The sequence below is a fragment of the Ornithinibacillus liuyingii genome, assembly GCF_055550225.1.
Window position 1 is genome coordinate 180,047 of sequence record NZ_JBPWOS010000003.1, and the last position, 22,044, is coordinate 202,090.

General features: G+C 37.6%; 15 protein-coding genes. 3 read left to right on the forward strand and 12 right to left on the reverse strand.

Annotated elements, in window-relative coordinates:
• Positions 1–4 precede the first annotated feature (4 nt).
• The 10 genes from ACSKT4_RS05475 to ACSKT4_RS05520 all read right to left on the reverse strand — a co-directional run bounded on the left by ACSKT4_RS05475 (position 5) and on the right by ACSKT4_RS05520 (position 13,197).
• Positions 5–1,171, reverse strand: a complete 1,167-nt coding sequence (locus ACSKT4_RS05475) for an exo-beta-N-acetylmuramidase NamZ family protein (protein WP_186870361.1) — start codon at positions 1,169–1,171, stop codon at positions 5–7.
• A gap of 14 nt (positions 1,172–1,185) precedes the next feature.
• Positions 1,186–2,031 carry a carbohydrate ABC transporter permease gene (locus ACSKT4_RS05480; RefSeq protein ID WP_186870362.1) on the reverse strand — a complete coding sequence of 282 codons (846 nt, stop codon included), beginning with the start codon at positions 2,029–2,031 and terminating at the stop codon, positions 1,186–1,188.
• 12 nt (positions 2,032–2,043) lie between these two features.
• Positions 2,044–2,910 carry a carbohydrate ABC transporter permease gene (locus ACSKT4_RS05485; protein WP_186870363.1) on the reverse strand — a complete coding sequence of 289 codons (867 nt, stop codon included), beginning with the start codon at positions 2,908–2,910 and terminating at the stop codon, positions 2,044–2,046.
• Positions 2,911–3,154: 244 nt separating this feature from the next.
• Positions 3,155–4,450: an ABC transporter substrate-binding protein gene (locus ACSKT4_RS05490; protein WP_465822952.1), complete on the reverse strand. Its 1,296-nt coding sequence runs from the start codon at positions 4,448–4,450 to the stop codon at positions 3,155–3,157.
• 940 nt (positions 4,451–5,390) lie between these two features.
• Complete coding sequence (locus ACSKT4_RS05495; protein WP_465822953.1) at positions 5,391–6,410, reverse strand: LacI family DNA-binding transcriptional regulator; 1,020 nt, start codon at positions 6,408–6,410, stop codon at positions 5,391–5,393.
• Between the two features lie 29 nt (positions 6,411–6,439).
• Positions 6,440–8,773 (reverse strand): glycoside hydrolase family 31 protein, encoded by a 2,334-nt coding sequence (locus ACSKT4_RS05500; RefSeq protein WP_465822954.1) that lies wholly within the window; start codon positions 8,771–8,773, stop codon positions 6,440–6,442.
• Between the two features lie 47 nt (positions 8,774–8,820).
• Positions 8,821–9,660, reverse strand: a complete 840-nt coding sequence (locus tag ACSKT4_RS05505; RefSeq protein ID WP_465822955.1) for a hypothetical protein — start codon at positions 9,658–9,660, stop codon at positions 8,821–8,823.
• Positions 9,661–9,701: 41 nt separating this feature from the next.
• On the reverse strand, positions 9,702–10,553 hold the full coding sequence (locus ACSKT4_RS05510; protein WP_186870368.1) for a sugar ABC transporter permease: 852 nt from the start codon (positions 10,551–10,553) through the stop codon (positions 9,702–9,704).
• A gap of 2 nt (positions 10,554–10,555) precedes the next feature.
• Positions 10,556–11,863 carry a carbohydrate ABC transporter permease gene (locus tag ACSKT4_RS05515; RefSeq protein WP_465822957.1) on the reverse strand — a complete coding sequence of 436 codons (1,308 nt, stop codon included), beginning with the start codon at positions 11,861–11,863 and terminating at the stop codon, positions 10,556–10,558.
• 65 nt (positions 11,864–11,928) lie between these two features.
• Positions 11,929–13,197, reverse strand: coding sequence for an extracellular solute-binding protein (locus ACSKT4_RS05520; RefSeq protein WP_186870370.1), 1,269 nt, complete (start codon positions 13,195–13,197; stop codon positions 11,929–11,931).
• Between the two features lie 410 nt (positions 13,198–13,607).
• Here ACSKT4_RS05520 and ACSKT4_RS05525 point away from each other — a divergent pair, with 410 nt between their 5' ends.
• On the forward strand, positions 13,608–15,368 hold the full coding sequence (locus tag ACSKT4_RS05525) for a glycoside hydrolase family 13 protein (protein ID WP_211742506.1): 1,761 nt from the start codon (positions 13,608–13,610) through the stop codon (positions 15,366–15,368).
• Between the two features lie 145 nt (positions 15,369–15,513).
• Here the strand turns inward: ACSKT4_RS05525 and ACSKT4_RS05530 are convergent, their stop codons facing one another.
• Both ACSKT4_RS05530 and ACSKT4_RS05535 read right to left on the reverse strand, forming a co-directional pair.
• Positions 15,514–16,269: an acyl-[acyl-carrier-protein] thioesterase gene (locus ACSKT4_RS05530; RefSeq protein ID WP_186870371.1), complete on the reverse strand. Its 756-nt coding sequence runs from the start codon at positions 16,267–16,269 to the stop codon at positions 15,514–15,516.
• Positions 16,270–16,463: 194 nt separating this feature from the next.
• Complete coding sequence (locus ACSKT4_RS05535; protein ID WP_186870372.1) at positions 16,464–17,957, reverse strand: peptide MFS transporter; 1,494 nt, start codon at positions 17,955–17,957, stop codon at positions 16,464–16,466.
• A 314-nt stretch (positions 17,958–18,271) separates the two neighbouring features.
• Here ACSKT4_RS05535 and ACSKT4_RS05540 point away from each other — a divergent pair, with 314 nt between their 5' ends.
• Together ACSKT4_RS05540 and ACSKT4_RS05545 are read left to right on the forward strand one after the other, a co-directional pair.
• A complete protein-coding gene (locus tag ACSKT4_RS05540) occupies positions 18,272–19,276 on the forward strand; it encodes an SEL1-like repeat protein (RefSeq protein ID WP_186870373.1) in 1,005 nt (334 codons plus the stop codon).
• 705 nt (positions 19,277–19,981) lie between these two features.
• Positions 19,982–22,042, forward strand: a complete 2,061-nt coding sequence (locus tag ACSKT4_RS05545) for a thioredoxin domain-containing protein (RefSeq protein ID WP_186870374.1) — start codon at positions 19,982–19,984, stop codon at positions 22,040–22,042.
• The last annotated feature ends 2 nt before the right edge of the window (positions 22,043–22,044 follow it).

Here is a 22,044-nt window from a genome sequence, read left to right on the forward strand (position 1 = left end):
TTCCTTATGCCATATCGTTTGTTGGATATAATAAATAATTCTCTCTCATTGCCATAAATTGTTGTACTGCGGTTGGTAGTTGTTCACGAAAATCCGTCGTATCCCCTTGTATAATCTGTTTTCTTAACTGATCTGTTCCAGCTAATAAATCGATGAAATAACGGTTCTGTTCCCCTGCTTGAATAAACGTCATTTGCTCTGGATAAAGACGATAAATGGTTTCTAATATGGAAATTCCAATATCAAAAGCGGAAAGTGTATCTTTATTAGAAATATGAACCTGGATTCCTTCACATACTTCACCGGCAAACTTTTGATACATTGGTTTAAAAACTGCCGGTCTAAACTGTACACCTGGTAATGATAGAGATTTCAATGCTTCAGCAAGCTTCCTTCCATCAATAAAGGGCGCGCCAATCACTTCAAACGGTTTCGTCGTTCCTCTACCTTCCGATATGTTCGTTCCTTCTATTAAACAAGTACCAGGATAGAGCATACACATATCAATTGTTGTTGTATTCGGGGTTGGGGAGACCCAGTATAAATCTGTCTGATCAAAGTACTGTTCTCTATTCCAGCCCTCCATCGGAATGACTTCTAAGTCACATGCTATATTAAATTCATGTTTAAATAACCTTGCTAACTCGCCAATAGTCATTCCATGGCGCACCGGAATCGGAAACTTACCAACAAAGGAGCGAAACGCGTCTTGAACTAGATTTCCTTCTACGTCTATACCATTAATTGGGTTCGGGCGATCAAGAACGACAACCTTTTTCTCTTCTTGACCACAAATTTGCATCGTGTTTGCCATAGAATAAATAAAGGTATAATATCTCGTCCCGATATCCTGTAAATCGCAAAAGACAACATCCACGTCTTTTAACATCTCGACATTAGGCTTCTTATCCTTATTATAAAGACTATGAATTGGAACACCTGTATATGGATCAACACTCGAATCAATTAGCTTTCCTTCTTGAACCTCACCACGTAAACCGTGCTCCGGTCCGAACAACGCAGTTAAGTTTAAATGTTGATGTGAATAGAACAAGTCAATTGTTGATTCTAGTTGGTGATTTACACCAGTTAAATTCGTTAATAGACCAATTCTTTCCGTACTATAATCTTTCGTATATTTTTCTAAAAAAACTTCTAAGCCAAGCTTCATTTGCTTCCCCCCTCTTATCCTTTAACTGCACCTTTCATTGCCCCACTAATAAAGAATCGTTGTAACAGAAGGAAAATCGTAATAATTGGAATCATCGAGATGATTGCACCAGCGGCAATTAATCGCCAATCAGATGTAAATGTGCCAGATAACATATTTAAACCAAGTGGTAATGTAAACATATTCTGATCATTCACTATGATTAATGGCCATAGGAAGTCACCCCAAGCCGAAACAAATGTAAAAATGGTCAATGTGACAATCGAAGGTTTAACCAGTGGTATTAATATCCGGTACCAGATTTGGAAGCTATTTGCACCATCCATTCTTGCTGATTCATCCAATGAATTCGGAACAGTCATAAATGCTTGTCTCATTAGGAATACACCGAAAGCAGTTGTCACATGTGGTAAAACCATTCCTAAATACGTATTTTGAAGTCCAAGCTTTAAGGAAATAACATATACCGGAATCATTAATAGCTGGAAAGGAATCATCATCGTTGCAATAATAAGAATGAATATGATATTTTTTCCTTTAAAATTCATTCTTGCTAATGGATATGCTGCTAGGGAACAGAATAATACGTTCAATATAACCGTTAATACTGCTACAATGACACTATTCAATAAATATCTCCAAAAAGGGAAAACATCTAACACCTTACCGAAGTTTGCTAAAGTAGGTTCTTCCGGTAATAATTTCGGTGGATATTGGAAGATATTTTCACTACCTGATTTTAATGCAGTGGACAGTAACCATAGAAATGGACCAATCATAAAGAGCGTGATTAATACTAAAAGAATATATGAGGATATCTTTTTAACTGCTTTTCTAGATGAGTTTGATTGTTTCGCCATCATGATTCCCCCTTATTCCGAATTATCCTTACCCATAACTTTTAAGTTAATGAGTGAGAATACTAAGGTTAATAAGAATAAAATTACGCCTGCAGCACTAGCATAGCCCATGTTCAGACGCTCAAATGCTTGTGTGTAAATATAAAACACTAACGTTTCCGAGCTATGTAGCGGTCCGCCACCTGTCATCACATAAATTTCTTCAAACACTTTCATCGCCGCAATGGAAGACATAATCGTAACGATAAGAACAAATGGCATCAGCATTGGAATAGTTACACGCGTCATCTTCTGCCACCAGTTTGCCCCATCAATATCAGCTGCTTCGTATAAACTCTCTGGAATAGATTGCAAGCCAGCTAAGTAAATAATCATATAGTAACCTAAACCTTTCCACACCGTCACCACCATGACGGCAAATAAAGCAGTCTGGGTTGAAGTTAACCAAGGAATAGGTTCAGTAATTATATTCAATAGTTCAAGTACATAATTAAGTAGCCCATTTTCTTTATACACCCAGTCCCAAGCAATACCTGCGACTACTAAAGATGTTACAACAGGGATATAGTAGGCACTACGGAAAAAAGCAATCCCTTTTAATTTTTGATTGACTAGTACAGCTAAAAATATCGGAATGACAACTAATGCAGGTACTACCCCTACTAAGTAAATCAAGGTATTCGTTAATGTTTTCCAAAATAATGCATCTTGGAAAAGATTTTGATAGTTATCAAACTTTACAAATGACGCTTCCGTTATCATATTATAATCAGTAAAACTCAACCAAATCGCCTGTAGCATTGGATAGAAAATAAATGCTCCTAATATAAGACAGCCAGGTAATAAAAATAAATATGGTGTAAGCTTATTCGTTCTCAAGGATTCCACCCCGTTCTCTTAAGCGGTTCTATATTTAAAACAGTTAAGTTTAGAACACAACTGTTTCGATTAAAAGAAAAACCGAATGAATAACATTGCCCCCGAACCGGAAATATCATGCATCATTCGTTTCTTATGCACAGCTTTTTCGATGCGTCCTAACCTCGTAATTTGTTCTTATCCAGATCGGAAAATTTCTACTTACTAAACTAATAGAGAGGGGATAATCCCCTCCCTTGTTAAGTTATTGTGCTAAAATCTCATTCCACTCTGCTTCTGCTTTATCCAGTGCTTCTTGTGGAGTCATCTCACCAAGCATCGCAGCTGAAATAGCATCATACATCGCTTGTCTTAATTCCGTATAATTGTTCATTGGAGGAACTAATAGTTCAGCACTTTCTAATTGTGATGCTGATACAATACGCACTAAATCCGTAGGCTCCGCATCATCATCAGCTTCTGTAAAGTAAGGATCAGCTAACGATTCTACATTTGATGGTAGAATTGGTGTTAATTTGGAGAATTCTAATTGGTTTTCACCATTCGTTAAGAATAATGCAAATTTAACTGCTGCCTCTTGATTTTTAGTTTGTTTTGGTACAACCACGTTTTGTACGGACATGGTTTTCTTGCCAGATTTACCTGTAATTGCTTCAGAAGGTAATGTATTTTCATAGATTTCAGGTGCATTTTCTTTAACCTGTACGATGAACTGAGATCCATCAAAGAATGCTACTTGTCCAGCTTGGTACATATCGATTGTAGCACGTTGATCGCCAGTTAATGCTTCACGCGGGATTAGTCCTTCGTTATATAAATCAGTGAAATATTCAAAAGCATAAAGACCTTCTGGAGTATTGAAAGCTGCTTCTGTTCCATCTTCATTCGTTAATTCAGCACCCATCATAACCATATGCTGTAGAACTAAAGATAGGTCAAGAGATGGGAAATATCCATACTTTCCTGTTTCATCTTTAATGATTTTGGCATATTCTGCTGCTTCTTCATACGTAGTTGCTGGTTTTTCAGGATCAAGTCCTGCTTCTTCAAATATTTGTTTATTGTTTAATGTAACAGAAGTTGATAGATACCAAGGAATCGCAAATGTAACATCGCCAATTTGGTTTGCTTCCCAAGCACCTTTTACATATAATGCTTTATCATCTTCAGATACAGCTTCTTCCATATTAACAAGTGCATCAAGTTCTGCAAGCTGAGATGCAAATGTCGGATTCAAGTTGACAACATCAGGCGCTGTGTCTGTACTTACCGCTGAAAGAATTTTCTTATCTAGATCCTCAGCCGGTACATCTAGCCAATCGATTTTTATGTTTGGATTTTCTGCTTCGAAGTCTTCAATAATACCATTAATGTAATCGGTGAATGTTGGTTGCAATTGCATCGTCCAAAATTCAAGTGTAATTTGCTCACCATCTGAATCCCCACTCTTGTCTGAGGCACTGTCATCATTTCCACATGCAGCTAAAACCACCATAGACATAGCCAGCAAAAAGGCTAAGAAACCTAATTTCTTCTTCATGCTTTTTCCCCCTTTGATCCATATCAAATTTGTATTAAATAGTGGATAATCTACCAATCTACTATTTAATCTCGATAGAACGCTTTTCAACGCAAAATTGAAAACCCTTTCAAACATAACCCATTATATTAAATATTATTCCAATAGTCAAACTGTATTTTTGAAATAATATTTCATTCATGATAGATTAAATTAGATTATATAAGAACCTTTATATAATAATTGGCTATATTCGAAGTCTATCTGTTTTATCAATCTTTCATTATATTGAAATGATTTTTTAGAAGCTTTTTCTTTGTATAGAGGGCGGTTATCTGACTCCCATCAAAAGGAGCACGAGGGGGATTTCTCTGTTACATTTTCTTCTTTTCCTTTCTATTTTGGGGCACGGAGAAGCTCTATCTGTTACCTTTTCTCCCTGTTCTCCACCAAAAAAGGGCTCCGAGCAAACTCCCTTCCTTTCCATTTAGGGAACTGAGGCTTTCTCTCTGTGCCCTTTTTCCGCTTTCCTTCCTCATTTAGGGCACTGACAACCTCTCTCTGTGCCCTTTTTCCGCTTTCCTTCCTCTTTTAGGGCACTGATAACCTCTCTCTGTGCCCTTTTTCCGCTTTCCTTCCTCATTTAGGGCACTGACAACCTCTCTCTGTGCCCTTTTTCCGCTTTCCTTCCTCATTTAGGGCACTGACAACCTCTCTCTGTTACCTTTTTCCGCTTTCCTTCCTCATTTAGGGCACTGATAACCTCCCTCTGTGCCCTTTTACCGCTTTCCTTCCTCATTTAGGGCACTGACAACCTCCCTCTGTTACCTTTCTCCTTGTTCCTCACCAAAAAGGGCTCCGAGCAAACTCCTCGATTACCTTTTTCCTTTGTTTCCCCACACAAGGAAATAGACCAGACGCCATTCTTTCCTACTAAAAAAAGCTATCCTAAGGAATTCCCTTAAGATAGCTGACTAACCGAGTCCCGATAAACAATTTCATATGGAATAATGATTCGTTTGGCGGGCTCATTTTTATTTAATGTTTTTTCAATAAGCGCCTTAGCTGATTGCGCACCTAGTGTATAGATTTGAATGTCAACCGTTGTAAGTGCCGGTCTTGTGATTTCGGAAAGATAGACATTGTTAAAGCTTACTAATGAAATATCCTGTGGGACTCGTAAACCGTAGCTCTCTAGCATACTTAAAATCCCTAAACTTATTAAATCGTCACTAACTACTAAGCCGGACGGTGGTGTTGATAAAGACATTAGATGCTCTACAGCTTCTCGTCCACCAGATTTCAGAAATTCCGTATGAATTTTATAGCCTTCACACTCCTGAATTCCTGCCTTTTCTAAAGCAGCGACATAGCCACTTTCACGGTCACGTGTAACTAGTAAATCTCTAGAACCACCGATAAATCCAATCTTCTCATGCCCCATATCTAATAAATGCTGCGTGATCTCTTTTCCAGCTCTAACATTATCATTATCGACGTGGGTTATTTCGGTATCATGCTCTTGGGGCTTACCAACCATAACAAATGGAAACCCTTGCTCCCTTAAAAAATTGGTAACCTTATCATTAATACGGGAATAAAGAAGAATAACACCATCCACATAGCTACCGTACACCATTCGCTGAACTTCACTTAGAATCTCTTTTTCTGTCTCCCCTGTTGATAGATACATGGAATACTCGGCTTCATGAATAACCGAGCCAATTCCTCTTAAAATTTCTGGAAAAAAGGGGTTTTGTAAAGCTACATTTGCAGAAGATGGCATAATAACCCCTATTGCTTTAGTCGATTTTGCGACTAAATTCCGAGCATTTACATTGGGGTGATAGCCTAACTCTTTCATTGCTTTACGGACTTTCTTCTTTGTGTCTTCACTTATTCTTGAGTTATTGGCAATAACACGAGAAACTGTAGAGGGGGAAACCCCACTAACTTTTGCTACATCTTTAATTGTTACCACTCTTCCCACCTCTACCTCTGAACGTAATTTTATAGTTTAATTATACTACTTGGTTTCCCATTAACGAATATCGTACGATCTGTACCGATTAGTTCTACCTTTATTTCATTATATGCAGGCTGATAATTTCCTTCTTTTGAGACCACCTGGATATCTACTTTATCGGCAAAAGATTGAATATCAAATGTCATTTTAACAAATTCTAAGGCTTCATAAGCAAATGTTTCACCATCATCATCATAGAATGTGAAGGAATACTTCTCTTCCAAATCAGATGGAGCTACTTTCATCGTAAGCGTCTTTGTTTGTTTATCGTGATTGAAGCTCCATTCACCTTGCATCAGGGCTGTACCTTTACGAACAAAGACTGGTAAATCCTCTAATTCTGCATGTATAAGGTGCACCCTTTCCCCTTCATAGGATTCTTTAGTAGTATATTCTATCCATTCACCTTTAGGAAGATAGACCACTCGATCTGTTACAGAAGGATTTAAAATTGGTGCCATAATAACGTTATCTCCTATCATGAATTGGTCATTCAAGTTATAGGTTTTCTCATCCTCTGGATACTCCATTAATAATGGTCGCATCACTGGTAACCCTTCTTTACTAGCTTGATAGAATAGTGAGTAGAGCTGCGGCATCCATTGATAACGCATTTGAATATATTTTTTCATAATGGTTTCATATTTCTCACCGAATTGCCATGGTTCTTGATAACGGAAACCAATTGCTGAATGGTTACGGAAGAATGGTGTAAATGCCCCGACCTGTGTCCAGCGCGTTAATAATTCTGCATTTGTATCATGGGCAAAACCACCAACATCAGGACCAGTAAATGGAACGCCAGATAAGCCTAAATTCATCACCATTGGTAAAGACATTTGTAAATGCTCCCAAAAGCTTCGATTGTCACCTGTCCACACAGAGCCATAACGCTGTACACCAGCATAACCAGCACGAGTTAATAGGAATGGACGTTTACCATTTAGCTGCTCTTTCATTCCTTCATAGGTTGCTTTCCCCATTAATAGCCCATACACATTGTGTAGTTCTCGGTGGGTAGTCGGATTCCCATCATTACGGTGCATAACGGTTAAATCCATTGTTTTCGTTTCATTAAACACTGCCGGCTCGTTCATATCATTCCAGATTCCCTCTATCCCGATGGAGGTATAGAAGGCATGCTTATCCCCCCACCATTTACGAACCCTTTCCTCTGTGAAATCAGGGAAAGCACTCACTCCTGGCCAAACATCACCATAGTAAATATCGCCTTCGATATACTTACAGAAATTGTCCTCTAAGACACCCTCTTGATAAATCTGATATTCAGAATCCTTTTTAACACCTGGATCAACAATCGGCACAACACGAATACCCATTTCTTTTAAATCGGCAATTAGCTGTTTAGGATTAGGGAATCTTTCTTTATCAAAGGTAAATACCCGGTACCCATTCATATAATGAATATCTAAATGAATAACATCTATTGGTATATTTTTTTCAATAAATGTTTTCGCAAGTTCTCTAACTTCCTTTTCTGTTTCATAGCTATAACGAGACTGGTGATAGCCGAGTGACCACTTTGGCGGTAGTGGCATTCTACCTGTTAAAAAGGTATATTGCTCAAGTACTGTTTTTGGATGAGGTCCAGCCATTACATAATAGTCTAGCTGCCCACCCTCTGCCGAGAAGGAATAGTATTCCTCCGATGATTGCATATCAAAGTATGTTTTAAACGTATTATCAAGGAAAATCCCATGAGCCTTCCCATCTCGAAGTGTCATAAAATAAGGAATGGACTCGTAAAGTGCATTCGTTTCTGGATTATGCGGTGCATACACATCGGTATTCCACATTTCTAATTTTTCACCACGTTTATCTAAATGCCCTGACTTTTCACCAAAGCCATAGAAGTGATCGTGATCATACATTTCTTTAAAGGCTATTACTTCACCGTTTTCTCGGAAAGCCATACCGTGTTTGTCCTCGGATACGATTACCCTACCGGTCGTATCTTCTATCGTTAAACGAAATGGTGACTTCGTTATACGAAGTACCAGTTTATCTGTACGAAGTAATAGGGTGTCTTCTGTATTCACTTCTTCAATCGCTACATCTTGAGGTTGTCCAACTACCGCCTTGGAATTAGTCAATAACGGTTTTTCCTCTGGGTTCATGATTATGCGAACGATTGAATCCGTATAAAACTGTATGTGAACGAATCCGTTACGACAAGAAAATAAATATCCATCAGAGCTTGTTGAATAAGAATCTACGTTTCCAATATCACGGTAGACGACTGCCCCATCCTTTTTTTCTTTTCCTGGGTGTATGGCAAAGCTTGTATCTTGAAGCATGGATGTACCTCCTAAAAATATAATGTTAAGTAATCATTCATAACCGGTCATCTGTTGTTCCCCAGTTGTGCTACGACCTCATCACTGAAGCGAGTTTTCATAAATACGAAAAGTAGCATCATAATAAAACCGAATGTTTGTATCATAATCATCGTAATAATATTAAATTGAATTAAACCAAGGATCAAAGCCACTACTGTCGGCATTCCTAACGTATTCACAATTAAATTCACCGATTCTTTATACGTTCGAATCGTAGATATCTGTCCTTTCTTCGTAAGATAAACAAAGATAGAAGATCCTAAGCTTATAACGACAATACTTACAAGCAATAAATTAAATAAAGATAATAATAGACTGCCAACAATGAAACCTTTATTTTGAATAAACCATTGTCTTGACAGTTCGTCCTTTAACATCTGAACCGTCGTTATCTCTTCAATGGCAAAATCATTCGTATACGTTACCGATGTTACTGGATTTTCCTGGTCCTTTATAACAATTTCTTCCTCTTGAAAAATCAGTGCATTTTCTGCTTTTAAAGCATGCTCTTCATCAGAAGTGGATATATTTCCCCCAACTATTCCATGTTCATTTTCTACTAAAAACCTATTTGGCAAAGTCAGTTGACCTTGTGCATATGCTGCATCCTGCAACTCACCAATCACAGCTTCATTTAGTAACGAAAAGGCATTTGGATAGGTCTCTTCTACAGGATAGGATTCCATTTTCGCTATATTAATGGATAACGGAATCATCATCAATCCATTCAAAAATAATAAGACAATGATGATTTGAAACCAATTCAGTTGTTTTCTACCAGTAAACACGCGCTTCGGCGATATAATGCTTTTAAAATAATTGATTGGAAATATATCTTTTTTCATTGTTCACTTCATTCCTTCAGAGATTCTGTTTTCACCTAGGACTATCCTTTGGTACCACCTGATGTTAACCCAGCAACGAAATGTTTTTGCAGCATGAAGAATAATATGGTGATAGGAATAGCGATTAAAATCGCACCCGCTGCAAATAGAGCTACCTTTTGATTTTGTGGGTTGTTAATAAATGTCTGTAAACCAATTGCAACCGTATAGTTTTCTGGCGTTCGTAGTAAGAACTTCGCTAACATGTACTCACCGAACGGTGTCATAAAGGCCCATAATGATTGCACAGCAATCATCGGTTTAACCAATGGTAGTACGATTTGGGCGAAAATACGGAAGTGGCCCGCACCATCCAATTTTGCTGATTCGTCTAAATCATATGGAACTGTATCGAAATATCCTTTCATTAACCAGGTGTTCATCGGAATACCACCACCAATATATAGGAACATTAAGAACCAGCTTTGATCTAAAGCTCCCATCAATAACGCCATAACATAGAAAGCAGTTAACGCTGCAGTCGTTGGAACCATTTGTATAATTAAGAAAAAGAGCAAACTCTTCTTCCGACCAACGAAACGATATCTACTATAGACGTAACCTGCCAGTGTAATAAAGGTAACCTGAACAATCATGGTCACGAAAGCAATGATTAATGTATTTACATACCAACTACCATATAACGTTTCTGTAAATAGTCTTTGGAAATTGACTAGTGTCCATTCCGCATTAAAGTTTAAATTAAATGCAGTTACGTTACCAGCTTTAAAAGCAGAACTTGCTGTAATAAGTAGCGGATAAATGATGATCACCGCTAATAGGATTAAATAAAAATAAGTGAATATTTTGTTGATGATCCGGGAGGTTTTTTGCGATTTCATTATTCTGCTCATATCTAATCCTCCATTTCAAATGCTCTCGTTTTCTTAAAGACAATTAACGAAATAATAATGACAAATAAGGAAATAAACAATGTCACAGCAGAAGCAATCGAATACTGTGGAGATGTTCCTGTTGTCAGCTTATAAATCCATGAAATAAGAATATCGGTTGAACCGGCACCAGCTCCTATACTTCCAGGTCCTCCCTCATTAAATAGATAAATCATCGAGAAGTTATTGAAGTTACCGGTATACTGTGTAATAAAAATTGGAGCAGCAATCGTAAATATTGCTGGCATCGTAATATGTTTAAAGCGCTGTATCATACCAGCCCCATCAATTCGTGCAGCTTCATACTGTTCTTCCGGAATGGATTGTAAAATACCAGATACAAGTACATAAATAAACGGAAATCCAAGCCACCCTTGAACTAAGATGATAGCTATTTTAGTGAAAAATGGATCTGTCTTCCATGGAAGACTTCCGATCTCAACAAAAGGTACTAAGGCATCGATTAGCGGAATAACTTGTGTATTAATGGCGCCAATACTATCATTGAACATATTGGAAAAACTCATAATCGTAATAAATGCTGGTACTGCCCACGGTAATAAGAAAATAATACCGAATACACGCTTGAATTTAATGAATTTCTGGTTTAATACAAGCGCTGTAAAAATACCAATTACGATTTGTAGTGTGGTTGCTGCTAAGGTCCATATTACAGTCCATCCAAAAACTGCAAAAAAAGTATCCCGATAAGAGCTTAAGAAAAATATATCGGTAAAGTTAGAAAAACCAACCCAGTCAATTAGCTTAGCTGGTGGAATATGATAGAAATCATAGTTTGTAAAAGCGATAAATATGGTAACTAATACCGGAAATACAATTGCAAATATCATCGCGATATAAGCAGGTATAGTAAATAAATATGGAAAACCTTTATCCACCATATTCGTTAGAATGGTTTTCGTCTTAGTATTTACTTTCTTGCCCTCAGCCCATAATCTTGCAACTTTTCTAGCATCATTTAAATTAATTACGTAAAAAAGTATAAATAGCAGAAGAATTAATAGTTGCAGTGAACCTTCAATTAACATAAACAGTGAATGGTCTGTACCAGGAGTACTACCTAGTGTTACTAAGCCTACTAGCGCTTCTGCACCAAAATTAATCATTTCTATAATAAATAAAACAAATATGGCAAGAAAGGCTATCCCTTTAAACATCTGTTTGTTATACATTTGTCCTATACCAGGAATGATCGAGAGTAATATTGCTTTTCTAATGCGTTGTTTGCCATCTGTTTCTGTATAATCCACCAGTTCTCACTCCCTTTTAAATAAACTTTGGCAGAGAGCTGATCTCTGCCAATTAGATTACATTATTAGTATTTTTGAGAGATATTTTCACTAATAACGTCTACCGCATCATTTGCTGATTCTTCTGCAGTTTTGTTACCAGAAGCAGCATCAAACATTAATGTTTCTGCACCTGTCCAAACTTCAGCCATTTGAGGAATATTTGGCATAGGAATTGCATTATTATATTGGTTAATCACCGCAGCAGTCAGCTCATCTCCAGCTTCTGCAACTGTTGCTCTTGTCATTTGATTCGCTGGTACCTCACCTTTATCATCATATAGCTTTTGTTGATTTTCTTGGTTAGTCACAAAGTCTAACCATTTTTGTGCAGCTTCAGGGTCTTTAGCATAGTTGCTTGCAATCCAAGCTTTACCACCAGCAAATGGTTGATATTCTTCACCATTTGGTAATGTAGGAATCATGGAAACACCATAATTTATACCAGCTTCATTATAGTTGGAAGCGGACCATGGTCCACCGATAATAGCAGCAGCTTTACCAGTTGTGAATTGTTCATCAATAAAGTTACCTGCTGTTGTAGAATCTAACATCCCTTGTGGCCATTTGTTGAACCATTCTGTTGCATATTCAATACCTTCAATGGCACCTTCTGTATTTAGTCCAATATCAGATGGATCAGAACCATTGTCACCGAATACATAACCACCGTAAGCAGAAAGTAATCCGTATGTGCTATAGAAATCTAACCAATTAGCTAAAAATGCTGTTGTTCTTCCAGATTCCGAAGAAAAAGCGAAACGATCATCCTCTGCTAACGCTTCTAAATCTGCAAATGTTTGAGGAGCTTGATCAACTAAATCTTTATTGTAGTAGAGTACTAGTGACTCAATTACGAATGGAGCACCGTAAATTTTGCCGTCAATCGTAACCTGTTGTTTATCTAAGTCATCATAGCGACCATCATCAGGAAACGTGTACTCCGCTAAATGACCTTGTTGACCTAAGTTACCAACTCTGTCATAAGGGGCAACCATAACATCAGGAGCTATTCCAGCAGGTCCATCCAATGGAAGGGCTTCCAATGTTTCGAATAAATCTCTTTCTGTTACTTTTACTTTAATTCCTGTCTCTTCTTCAAATGCCGGAACGATTGATTTTACATAATCAATATATCCATCCTCTACACCAATTTCTAATGTACCAGCACTACTGCCGCCATCCTTCTCAGAACTAGAGTTATCACCATCTTTATCTCCGCCTCCACATGCAGCTAATACAAGTAAACTCGTTAACATTGCTACAAAAGCAAGATTCTTCCATTTGATTTTCATAATTTACAAGTCCCCTCTTTCATTTTTGGTTATCACGTAACCAATAGATTATTATTTTTGTAAAACGCAATATCTATTTATCTTGTAAGGTAATGCATCAGACAAATAAAAGTCCACTTTATTACAAACTAATATTGCCCCCTTCTAAAATTGTTTACTTGGTATAGTGAAAACGTTTGCGCAACCTTACAATGAAATTGTACCCTTATTTTATTTTTTATGCAATCGTTTTCATAATTTTTTCTTTAAATTTTTTTACAACTACTTTACGTTTCAAATTTTATTTGACTTTATAAAACGCTTACAGTAGATTAATAGTATAAATTTAAGGGCAATGCTTTGTTATTAAACAACAACCCCGTTTACAAATAAAAGTAAACGGGGTTATTTTTATGAAAAGGAGAATTGTGATGATTAAGGAAGCCATTTTTCACAGACCAAAAAACAATTACGCCTATGCCTATGACAACGATACACTACACATCATGTTGCAAACGAAAAAGGATGATATGTATTCTGTTGAACTCTTATTTGGTGATCCATATGATTGGGTAGATGGGAGTTGGCAAACTATTACTAAACCTATGACCAAATCAGGTTCGACCTCTCTTTATGATTATTGGGTTATTGCAGTTAAGCCTGAATTTCACCGTATGCGTTACGGATTCAAATGCTCTGATTCAAACGAGACTTTATATTATATGGAAGGAGGCTTCTTCACCTCTGCTCCAACTGACATCGCGAATTATTTCTGTTTCCCTTATGTAAATAATATTGATGTATTTCAAGCACCAGCGTGGGTTAAAGATACAGTCTGGTACCAAATATTTCCTGAGCGATTTGGAAACGGGGATCCGTCTATTAATCCAGAAGGTACATTACCATGGGGGAGTACTGACCCGACTCCATCTAACTTTTTCGGCGGGGATTTCCAAGGAGTCATCAATCATTTAGATCATTTGGAGGAATTAGGCATTACCGGAATCTATTTTACGCCTATTTTCAAAGCATACTCCAATCACAAATATGACACGATTGATTATATGGAAATAGACCCACAATTTGGAGACAAAGAAACATTCCGTCGCCTTGTCCAAGCATGTCATAAGCGAGGAATCCGTGTCATGCTAGATGCTGTATTTAACCATAGTGGCTATTATTTTCCTCCATTTCAGGATGTCTTAACACAGCAAGAGGAATCTAAGTATACGAACTGGTTTCATCTATGGAACTTCCCAGTTGTGACTGAACCTAGACCGAATTATGATACATTTGGGTTTGTTCCTTCCATGCCAAAGCTTGATACAGAAAACCCTCAGGTTAAAGCCTATTTACTAGATGTAGCTCGTTACTGGGTGGAGGAATTTGATATCGATGGATGGCGTTTAGATGTAGCGAATGAGGTAGACCATGCATTTTGGCGGGAGTTTCGCAAGGCTGTAAAAAGTGTGAAGCCGGATGCCTATATTCTAGGTGAAATTTGGCATGATTCGATGCCATGGTTGCAAGGAGATCAATTCGATGCCGTTATGAATTACCCATTCACAAATAGTGCAATCGATTTCCTAGCAAAGGATTGTATTTCTGCACAAGATTTTGCCGATTCAATTGTAAAAGTGCTTCATATGTACCCTAAAAATGTAAATGAGGTAGCGTTTAACCTATTGGATAGCCATGATACACCACGTATTCTAACACTCGCTAATGGAAATCGTGACCGAGTTAAACTCTTGTACTTATTCCAATTAAGCTTCATAGGATCTCCATGTATTTATTATGGTGACGAAATTGGAATGGACGGAGGACAGGATCCTGGCTGTCGTAGTTGTATGGAATGGGATGAGAAAAAGCAGGATAGAGACTTATTTGAATACGTCCGATCTTTATTAAAATGGCGTAGAACCGAGCCAGTCTTTGGGAACCATGCAGATATCCGCTTCATCGATGTTAATAACGAAAAGAACTATATCATTTATGAGAAATTCAATCAGGATACTTGTTTACGATTTATTATCAATAATAGTCTAAATCCCGTCGAAGTCTCTAGTGATGCGTTGAATATGGCTACCATTCAGGAGTGGGATATAGAAAGTGACCAGAAGAAAGAATTCACTTTAGGTTCAACGATTCATGTTAGCCCACTAAGTTTTCGTATTTTCGAATTATCATAGAGGATGAAAAGTACCCGAATATATGCCATAAGGTATTCGGGTACTTTTCTTTGCTATTATATTGCTAATTAGTGTCGTTAGACTAAATCCCATTGCCGGTGAATTGTTACCTGGTACTTGGTTAGCTATCAACACTCACATATGTTTATTTTCCCTCTACGATCACTTTAGAACGAAAAACAATCTTTTCATCCGATTCGCGAACACCATCTACGAAAAATGTATGATTCGACTTATTAGTAGAATCTTTCTTTAAAACAAGTCTATCACCAGGTAAGACTTCATTTAAATAATTCACCTCAATCGAACGAATAGGATAGGTATGAAGATCCTCTAAAGAGAAGCAATCCATAATAAAATCGACATATTTGGCATTATTCAAATGTCCATTAAAATCAATATCACTATAGCCAATCGTTTTCTGATAAACATCTTCTAGATTCGCTGATACTTTTATCTTCCCTAACGTTATGTTAATTGCTCTATCCTCCGTATATTCCGGGTAATCTAAATTAATTGCTTCACTTCGTTTTAAACGACGCTTTTTCAAGTCCATAATAACCCAGACAGATACAGCACGGGCAATCACTTCACCATTTTGGTCACGGACCAGATAATCCCGTTCAAACTCGAGCTTCCCTGGCCTCAGTGGCCACGTTTCAATCGTAATCTCCTCGTCTAATATTGGATTACGGATCATATCAACCCGAATTCGCATTATTACAAATGCTACACCATACTTTTCCAATAGTTGATTGATTCCTACTCCCAGATTCTCAGCTGCTAAATTTGCTATATCTTGAAAATACCCAAATAATGCACTTAGCCTTAATTCCTTTTGAAAATCGACATCGCTTAAGTCTACATGGTAGTTTTTCTTATATCGAATTGTTGGTTGCATGTTTATCGCTCTCCTAAATAATTTCCCTATCAATAGATTACCATAAACTGGTTGAGAAAGTGGGCCATGGCATTCTATCTTTCACTTGTACCCTATTCCCCCTCCATTTTACAGTTAGTGGATTAGCTTCTTATACCCAAAAGAGCTGATACGTAAATGGAACGGTATCCATTCACGTATCAGCTCTTTCATTACTAGTTTAACCCTCTCATAAATTCTTTCAGCTTAGGAGAGAACAAATATAGAATAATACCCAATAGAATAGCAATACCACCAATAACACCGAAGTACATAACTTCTGTTTCAGTTGAGTAAAATTTCACGACCTGTGCATTGATTGCTTGTGCTGATGAGTTGGAAAGGTTCCATAAACTCATCATTTGTGCAGCAAAGGCAGCTGGAGCAAGTTTCGTTGATGCAGATAACCCAACTGGTGATAATAGTAATTCACCTAATACTACTAGGAAGAAACTTAGTACTAACCATAAAGGACTTACTAATGATTCGGTTCCGTTGAAGTAAGCAGGGAACATCATCACAATAAAGGATAATCCTGCAAAAACTAATCCAAACGAGAATTTCTGTGCAACAGATGGTTGTCTATCTCCTAATTTTGTCCACATGCCTGCGAATAAAGGAGCAAACATGATAATGAATAATGGATTAAGTGACTGGAACCATGATGCTTTCAATTCAATTCCGAGGAAGTTCAAATCGGTACGCTCATTAGCATAGGTTGCAAGAATGGTTGATCCCTGTTCTTGGATTGCCCAGAACATCATTGCGGCAACGAACAAAGGGATATAAGCAAGTAAGCGTGACTTTTCCTCTGAAGTTGTTTTAGGACTGCGGAACATAAAGATAAAATATGCAGTCGGAATAATAACCCCAAGAATACTAATAGAGAAAATAACGCGATCAACAGTTAGCCAACCACCGTTTATACCTAACCAGCCAACTATACCTAATATCACTATGACCGTTAAGATAATAGATAATAGGCGACCCTTTTCTTCTTTCTTCAATGGATTAGGAACAATTGTACCTGCTAAACCTAGATATTTCTTACGTGTTACAACATATACAATTAGTCCAACTAACATCCCTACTGCAGCAACACCAAATCCTAAGTGGAAGCTAACACCTTCCCCTAATGTTCCTACAATATATGGCGCAATAAATGCACCCATGTTAATTCCCATATAATAAATACTAAATCCTGAATCACGACGTGGGTCTGTCTTACTGTATAGATCCCCAACCATACCACCGACATTCGGTTTAAGTAGACCAGTACCGATGATAATGAATCCCATGGATACGAATAGACCAGGTGCTCCAAATGGTAGAGCAAGAATAATATGACCAATCATAATAAGTACTCCACCATGGAAAACAGTCCGTGCAGTACCTAATATTCTATCAGCAATCCAACCACCAATGATACCGGACATATAAACAAGTGAGCCATATATCGCCATAATGGAATTAGCTGTTGTTTGATCGATACCAAGTCCACCGTCGGAAACCTCATAATACATATAAAATAGTAGGATAGCACGCATTCCGTAATAGGAAAAACGTTCCCAGAACTCAGTGAAAAATAGCGTCGATAAACCTTTTGGATGCCCGAAAAATCCCTTCTGAGGAATGGTCTTTAGAATGGCATCTCTATCTAGTTTTTTCATTGATGAAAAGCCTCCTGATGTTTTTAAATTTCTTAAATAAACTGAAAACTATTTCGAAGTCGACTTAAACATTTTAGGACAAATTAGTATTGACGTAAAGGGGTTTTAATGAAATGAAATTGTTCTAAAAAATAGTAAAATAGCCAATCATTTTAATGTAATCGATTAACACACCGATATTATAACGTTTTACTTTTTTTCGTATAGTAAAATATGGTAATCATATTAATTGTTCCCTACAATTGTAATACGTGATTCTAAACATGAAATATGAGATACTCTATAAAAATGAATTGTAGAAAGGTGTCTTTTCGGTGGACAAGCAGGAATTACAGAGAGAATTATTGAACAAAGGCTTTACCTATACGGCACATAATTTGCAAAATATAGCATTTAGGAACAACCCTATCGTTGAGATACAGCAAATATTAAACGAATGTATTTCTCCTAATATAGAATTACCAGATGATATCTATATGTTGTACAAGCAATTGCATCATGTATCCTCTATACAAGAAGAAACGAAACCGATGGTTATTCAAGATTTGCGGACAATTGTCATGGAAATAGTGATGCCTTCAGATGAAGAGTCCATTATTTATATGGAAGATGAGGAATTAGATGAAGCGGTTTCCCTTTATAGCGAAGCAGCAAATGGGGTTCAAGAGGCACAGGTTCAGCTCGGGCATTTGTACAGACTAATAGAACGGAACGAATGGGCTTTTCCGTGGTTTAATATCGCTGCTCAAGCTGGAAGTCCTGAAGCCCTCTATTGGCTAGGTAATTATTATTACATGGGTAAGGTAGTGAAAAAGGATTTAGAGAAGACATTTTTATGCTATAAAGAGGCAGCCGAAAAAGGCTATCCAGATGCGATTAACAATTATGCCGATATGTACTTACGTGGTGAATATGTTGAAAAGGATAATAAGAGGGCTCTTAAACTATTCAAAAAAGCGGCAGAACATGGAGTACCTGAGGCGATGTATACATTAGGTTATATGTATGAAAATGGTGTCGGAACAGATATTGATTTAGAACAATCCAAAGCATGGTTTACGAAATCTGCCCTAGCTGGCGATGTTTATGCAGCAAACCGCCTAGGTCATGAGGCAGTAGAAAATGGAAAAGGCGAAGAGGCGATTTCTTGGTATATAATGGCGGCAGAACAAGGCGATTCCTATGGGGAATTTAATCTCGGACTATGCTATGAGAACGGAATCGGAACTCCTATGAACATAAAGAAGGCAAGAATCTGGTACCAAAAAGCGGCGTTAAAAGGAGATGAACAAGCTAAGGAGAGACTGAAAGGATTATAATTACCTTTGATGAATGACAATATGTTCTATTGTCTTTCTTGTATAACAAAATAGATTAGAACGATAAAATGAGCCGATTATGAATGAAAAACTAACACATACTTCCTTTCGTGAATGTGTTAGTTTTTCTTATTCTGGCGGGAGAGATTTTATACAAGACAATCCCCCGCTATAAGCTTCTGTTACCTTTTTTCGCTATTCCATCCCAGTAAGGGCACTGATGACGCTTCTCTGTTACCTTTTTCCACTATTCCATCCCAGTAAGGGCACTGACCAACTGCTCTCTGTTACCTTCTTCCGCTTTTCCTACCCATTATGGGCACTGATGACTGTTCTCTGTTACCTTCTTCCGCTTTTCCTACCCGGTAAGGGAACTGATAACCTCTCTCTGTTACCTTTTTTCCCTATTCCACCCCAGTAACGGCACTGACAACTCCTCTCTGTTACCCTTTTCCGATACTCCACCCCAGTAAGGGAACTGATAACCGCTCTCTGTTACCCTTTTCCGATATTCCACCCCAGTAAGGGAACGGACATTCTATCTACCTTCTCATCCCTTTACCTTTCCTCATTAAAGGAAAAAATCTCTCTTACCCTCCCCAGAAATAATGTCATATTCCCAACCAAGACTATTCATTTACTTTCCGTGTACCAATCGCGCACATAGGATATACTTAAAACAAGAATGAATGAAAGGCGGATTCCATGCAAGAAAATACTAATCCTAACTACTTGATTAACGAAAAATCACCTTACCTACTACAACATGCCTACAACCCCGTAAACTGGTACCCTTGGGGTGATGAGGCATTTGAAAAAGCAAAACAAGAAAATAAACCAATCTTTCTATCTATCGGCTATAGCACATGTCATTGGTGCCATGTCATGGCTCATGAATCATTTGAGGATGAGGAAGTAGCACAAATATTAAATGAGCATTATATTTCCATTAAGGTGGATCGTGAGGAACGCCCAGATGTGGATTCTATTTATATGAAGGTATGTCAAATGATGGCTGGTCATGGTGGATGGCCACTTACGATTTTTATGACTCCAGAAAAAGTACCGTTTTATGCGGGAACTTATTTTCCTAAAGAAAGCAAGTACGGGAGACCTGGTTTATTAGAAGCATTAGAACAACTGCATATCAAATATACCTCAGATCCTGAGCACATTTCTGAGGTAACCGAAAGTGTGAAACAAGCCTTAGATAGCTCTACTCGTGCCAAAAGCGAACATCGTTTAACAAAAGAAGCAGCTGATCAGGCCTATCAGCAGTTAGGAAGAGGGTTTGACTTTAATTATGGTGGGTTCTTTGAAGCACCTAAGTTTCCACAGCCACAGAATTTACTATTTTTACTCCGTTATTATCATTTTACTGGGAAAACGGCTGCTTTAAAAATGGTGGAAAGTAGCTTGCAAAACATGGCTGCCGGTGGGATATGGGATCACATAGGTTTTGGTTTTGCTCGATATTCAACAGATGAAAAGTGGCTTGTACCTCATTTTGAGAAAATGTTATATGATAATGCGCTTCTACTCATCGCCTATACCGAATGTTATCAAGTAACAAAGAAACCGTTTTATAGAAAAATTGCCGAGCAAATTATCGATTTTGTGAAACGGGAAATGATGAGTACGGAAGGTGCTTTTTACTCCGCTATTGATGCTGACTCGGAAGGGGTAGAAGGTAAGTATTATGTTTGGGACGATGAAGAGATATTTGACATTCTCGGGGAGGATTTAGGAGATATTTATACGACCGCTTACGGTATCACTCCTTATGGTAACTTTGAAGGAAAGAATATCCCGAATCTAATTCGCTCGAGTCTTCAAAGTGTAGCAGAAGAATATGATATAACAGTAGAAGCTTTAGAAACACAACTGGAAGAAGCAAGACAAAAGCTCCTTCAAGAACGGGAGAAACGTGTCTATCCACATGTAGATGATAAAATACTAACCTCATGGAATGCTATGATGATTGCTGGCTTAGCCAAGGCTAGTAGAGTATTTCAAAACAATCAATATTTAGATATGGCGAAAACAGCAATTTCATTTGTAGAGAAAAAGCTCTATGAGGGCGATAAGCTCATGGCCCGCTATCGTGATGGGGAAACAAAATACCATGCTTATCTAGATGATTATGCCTATTTAGTTTGGGCATATTTAGAATTGTATCAAGTTGATTTCAACCTAGAATATCTATCCAAAGGAAAACATCAACTGGATGTAATGATTGATTTATTTTGGGACAAGCAAGATGGTGGGTTCTTCTTTAGTGGTAAAAATAATGAACAGCTAATCTCGAATGATAAAGAAATTTATGACGGGGCAACTCCTTCTGGAAATAGCGTTGCAGCACTAATGCTCGTCCAAATGGGGAGCCTAACTGGAGAAACAAGTTACTTAGATAGAGTAGCGGAGATGTCCTCCACCTTTTATGAAGATATCACCAGACAACCTTCTGCTGGGGTATTCTTTCTCCAAAGCGTACTACTTACTGAGAATCCGTCAAAAGAAGTTGTTGTTCTAGGTGAATCTGATTCTTCCAGAGCTAAACTCTTACAATTACTCCATGATCGTTTTATACCGGAGATAGCATTACTAGTAGCAAATGAACCAGAACAATTTAGAAATATTGCTCCATTTGCAGCAGAATATAAAACACTAAATGGACAAACAACTGTATATGTATGTGAGAATTTTGCCTGTCAGCAGCCAACAAACAATATGGACATCGCTCTAGATTCGATCACTACAAAGTAAAA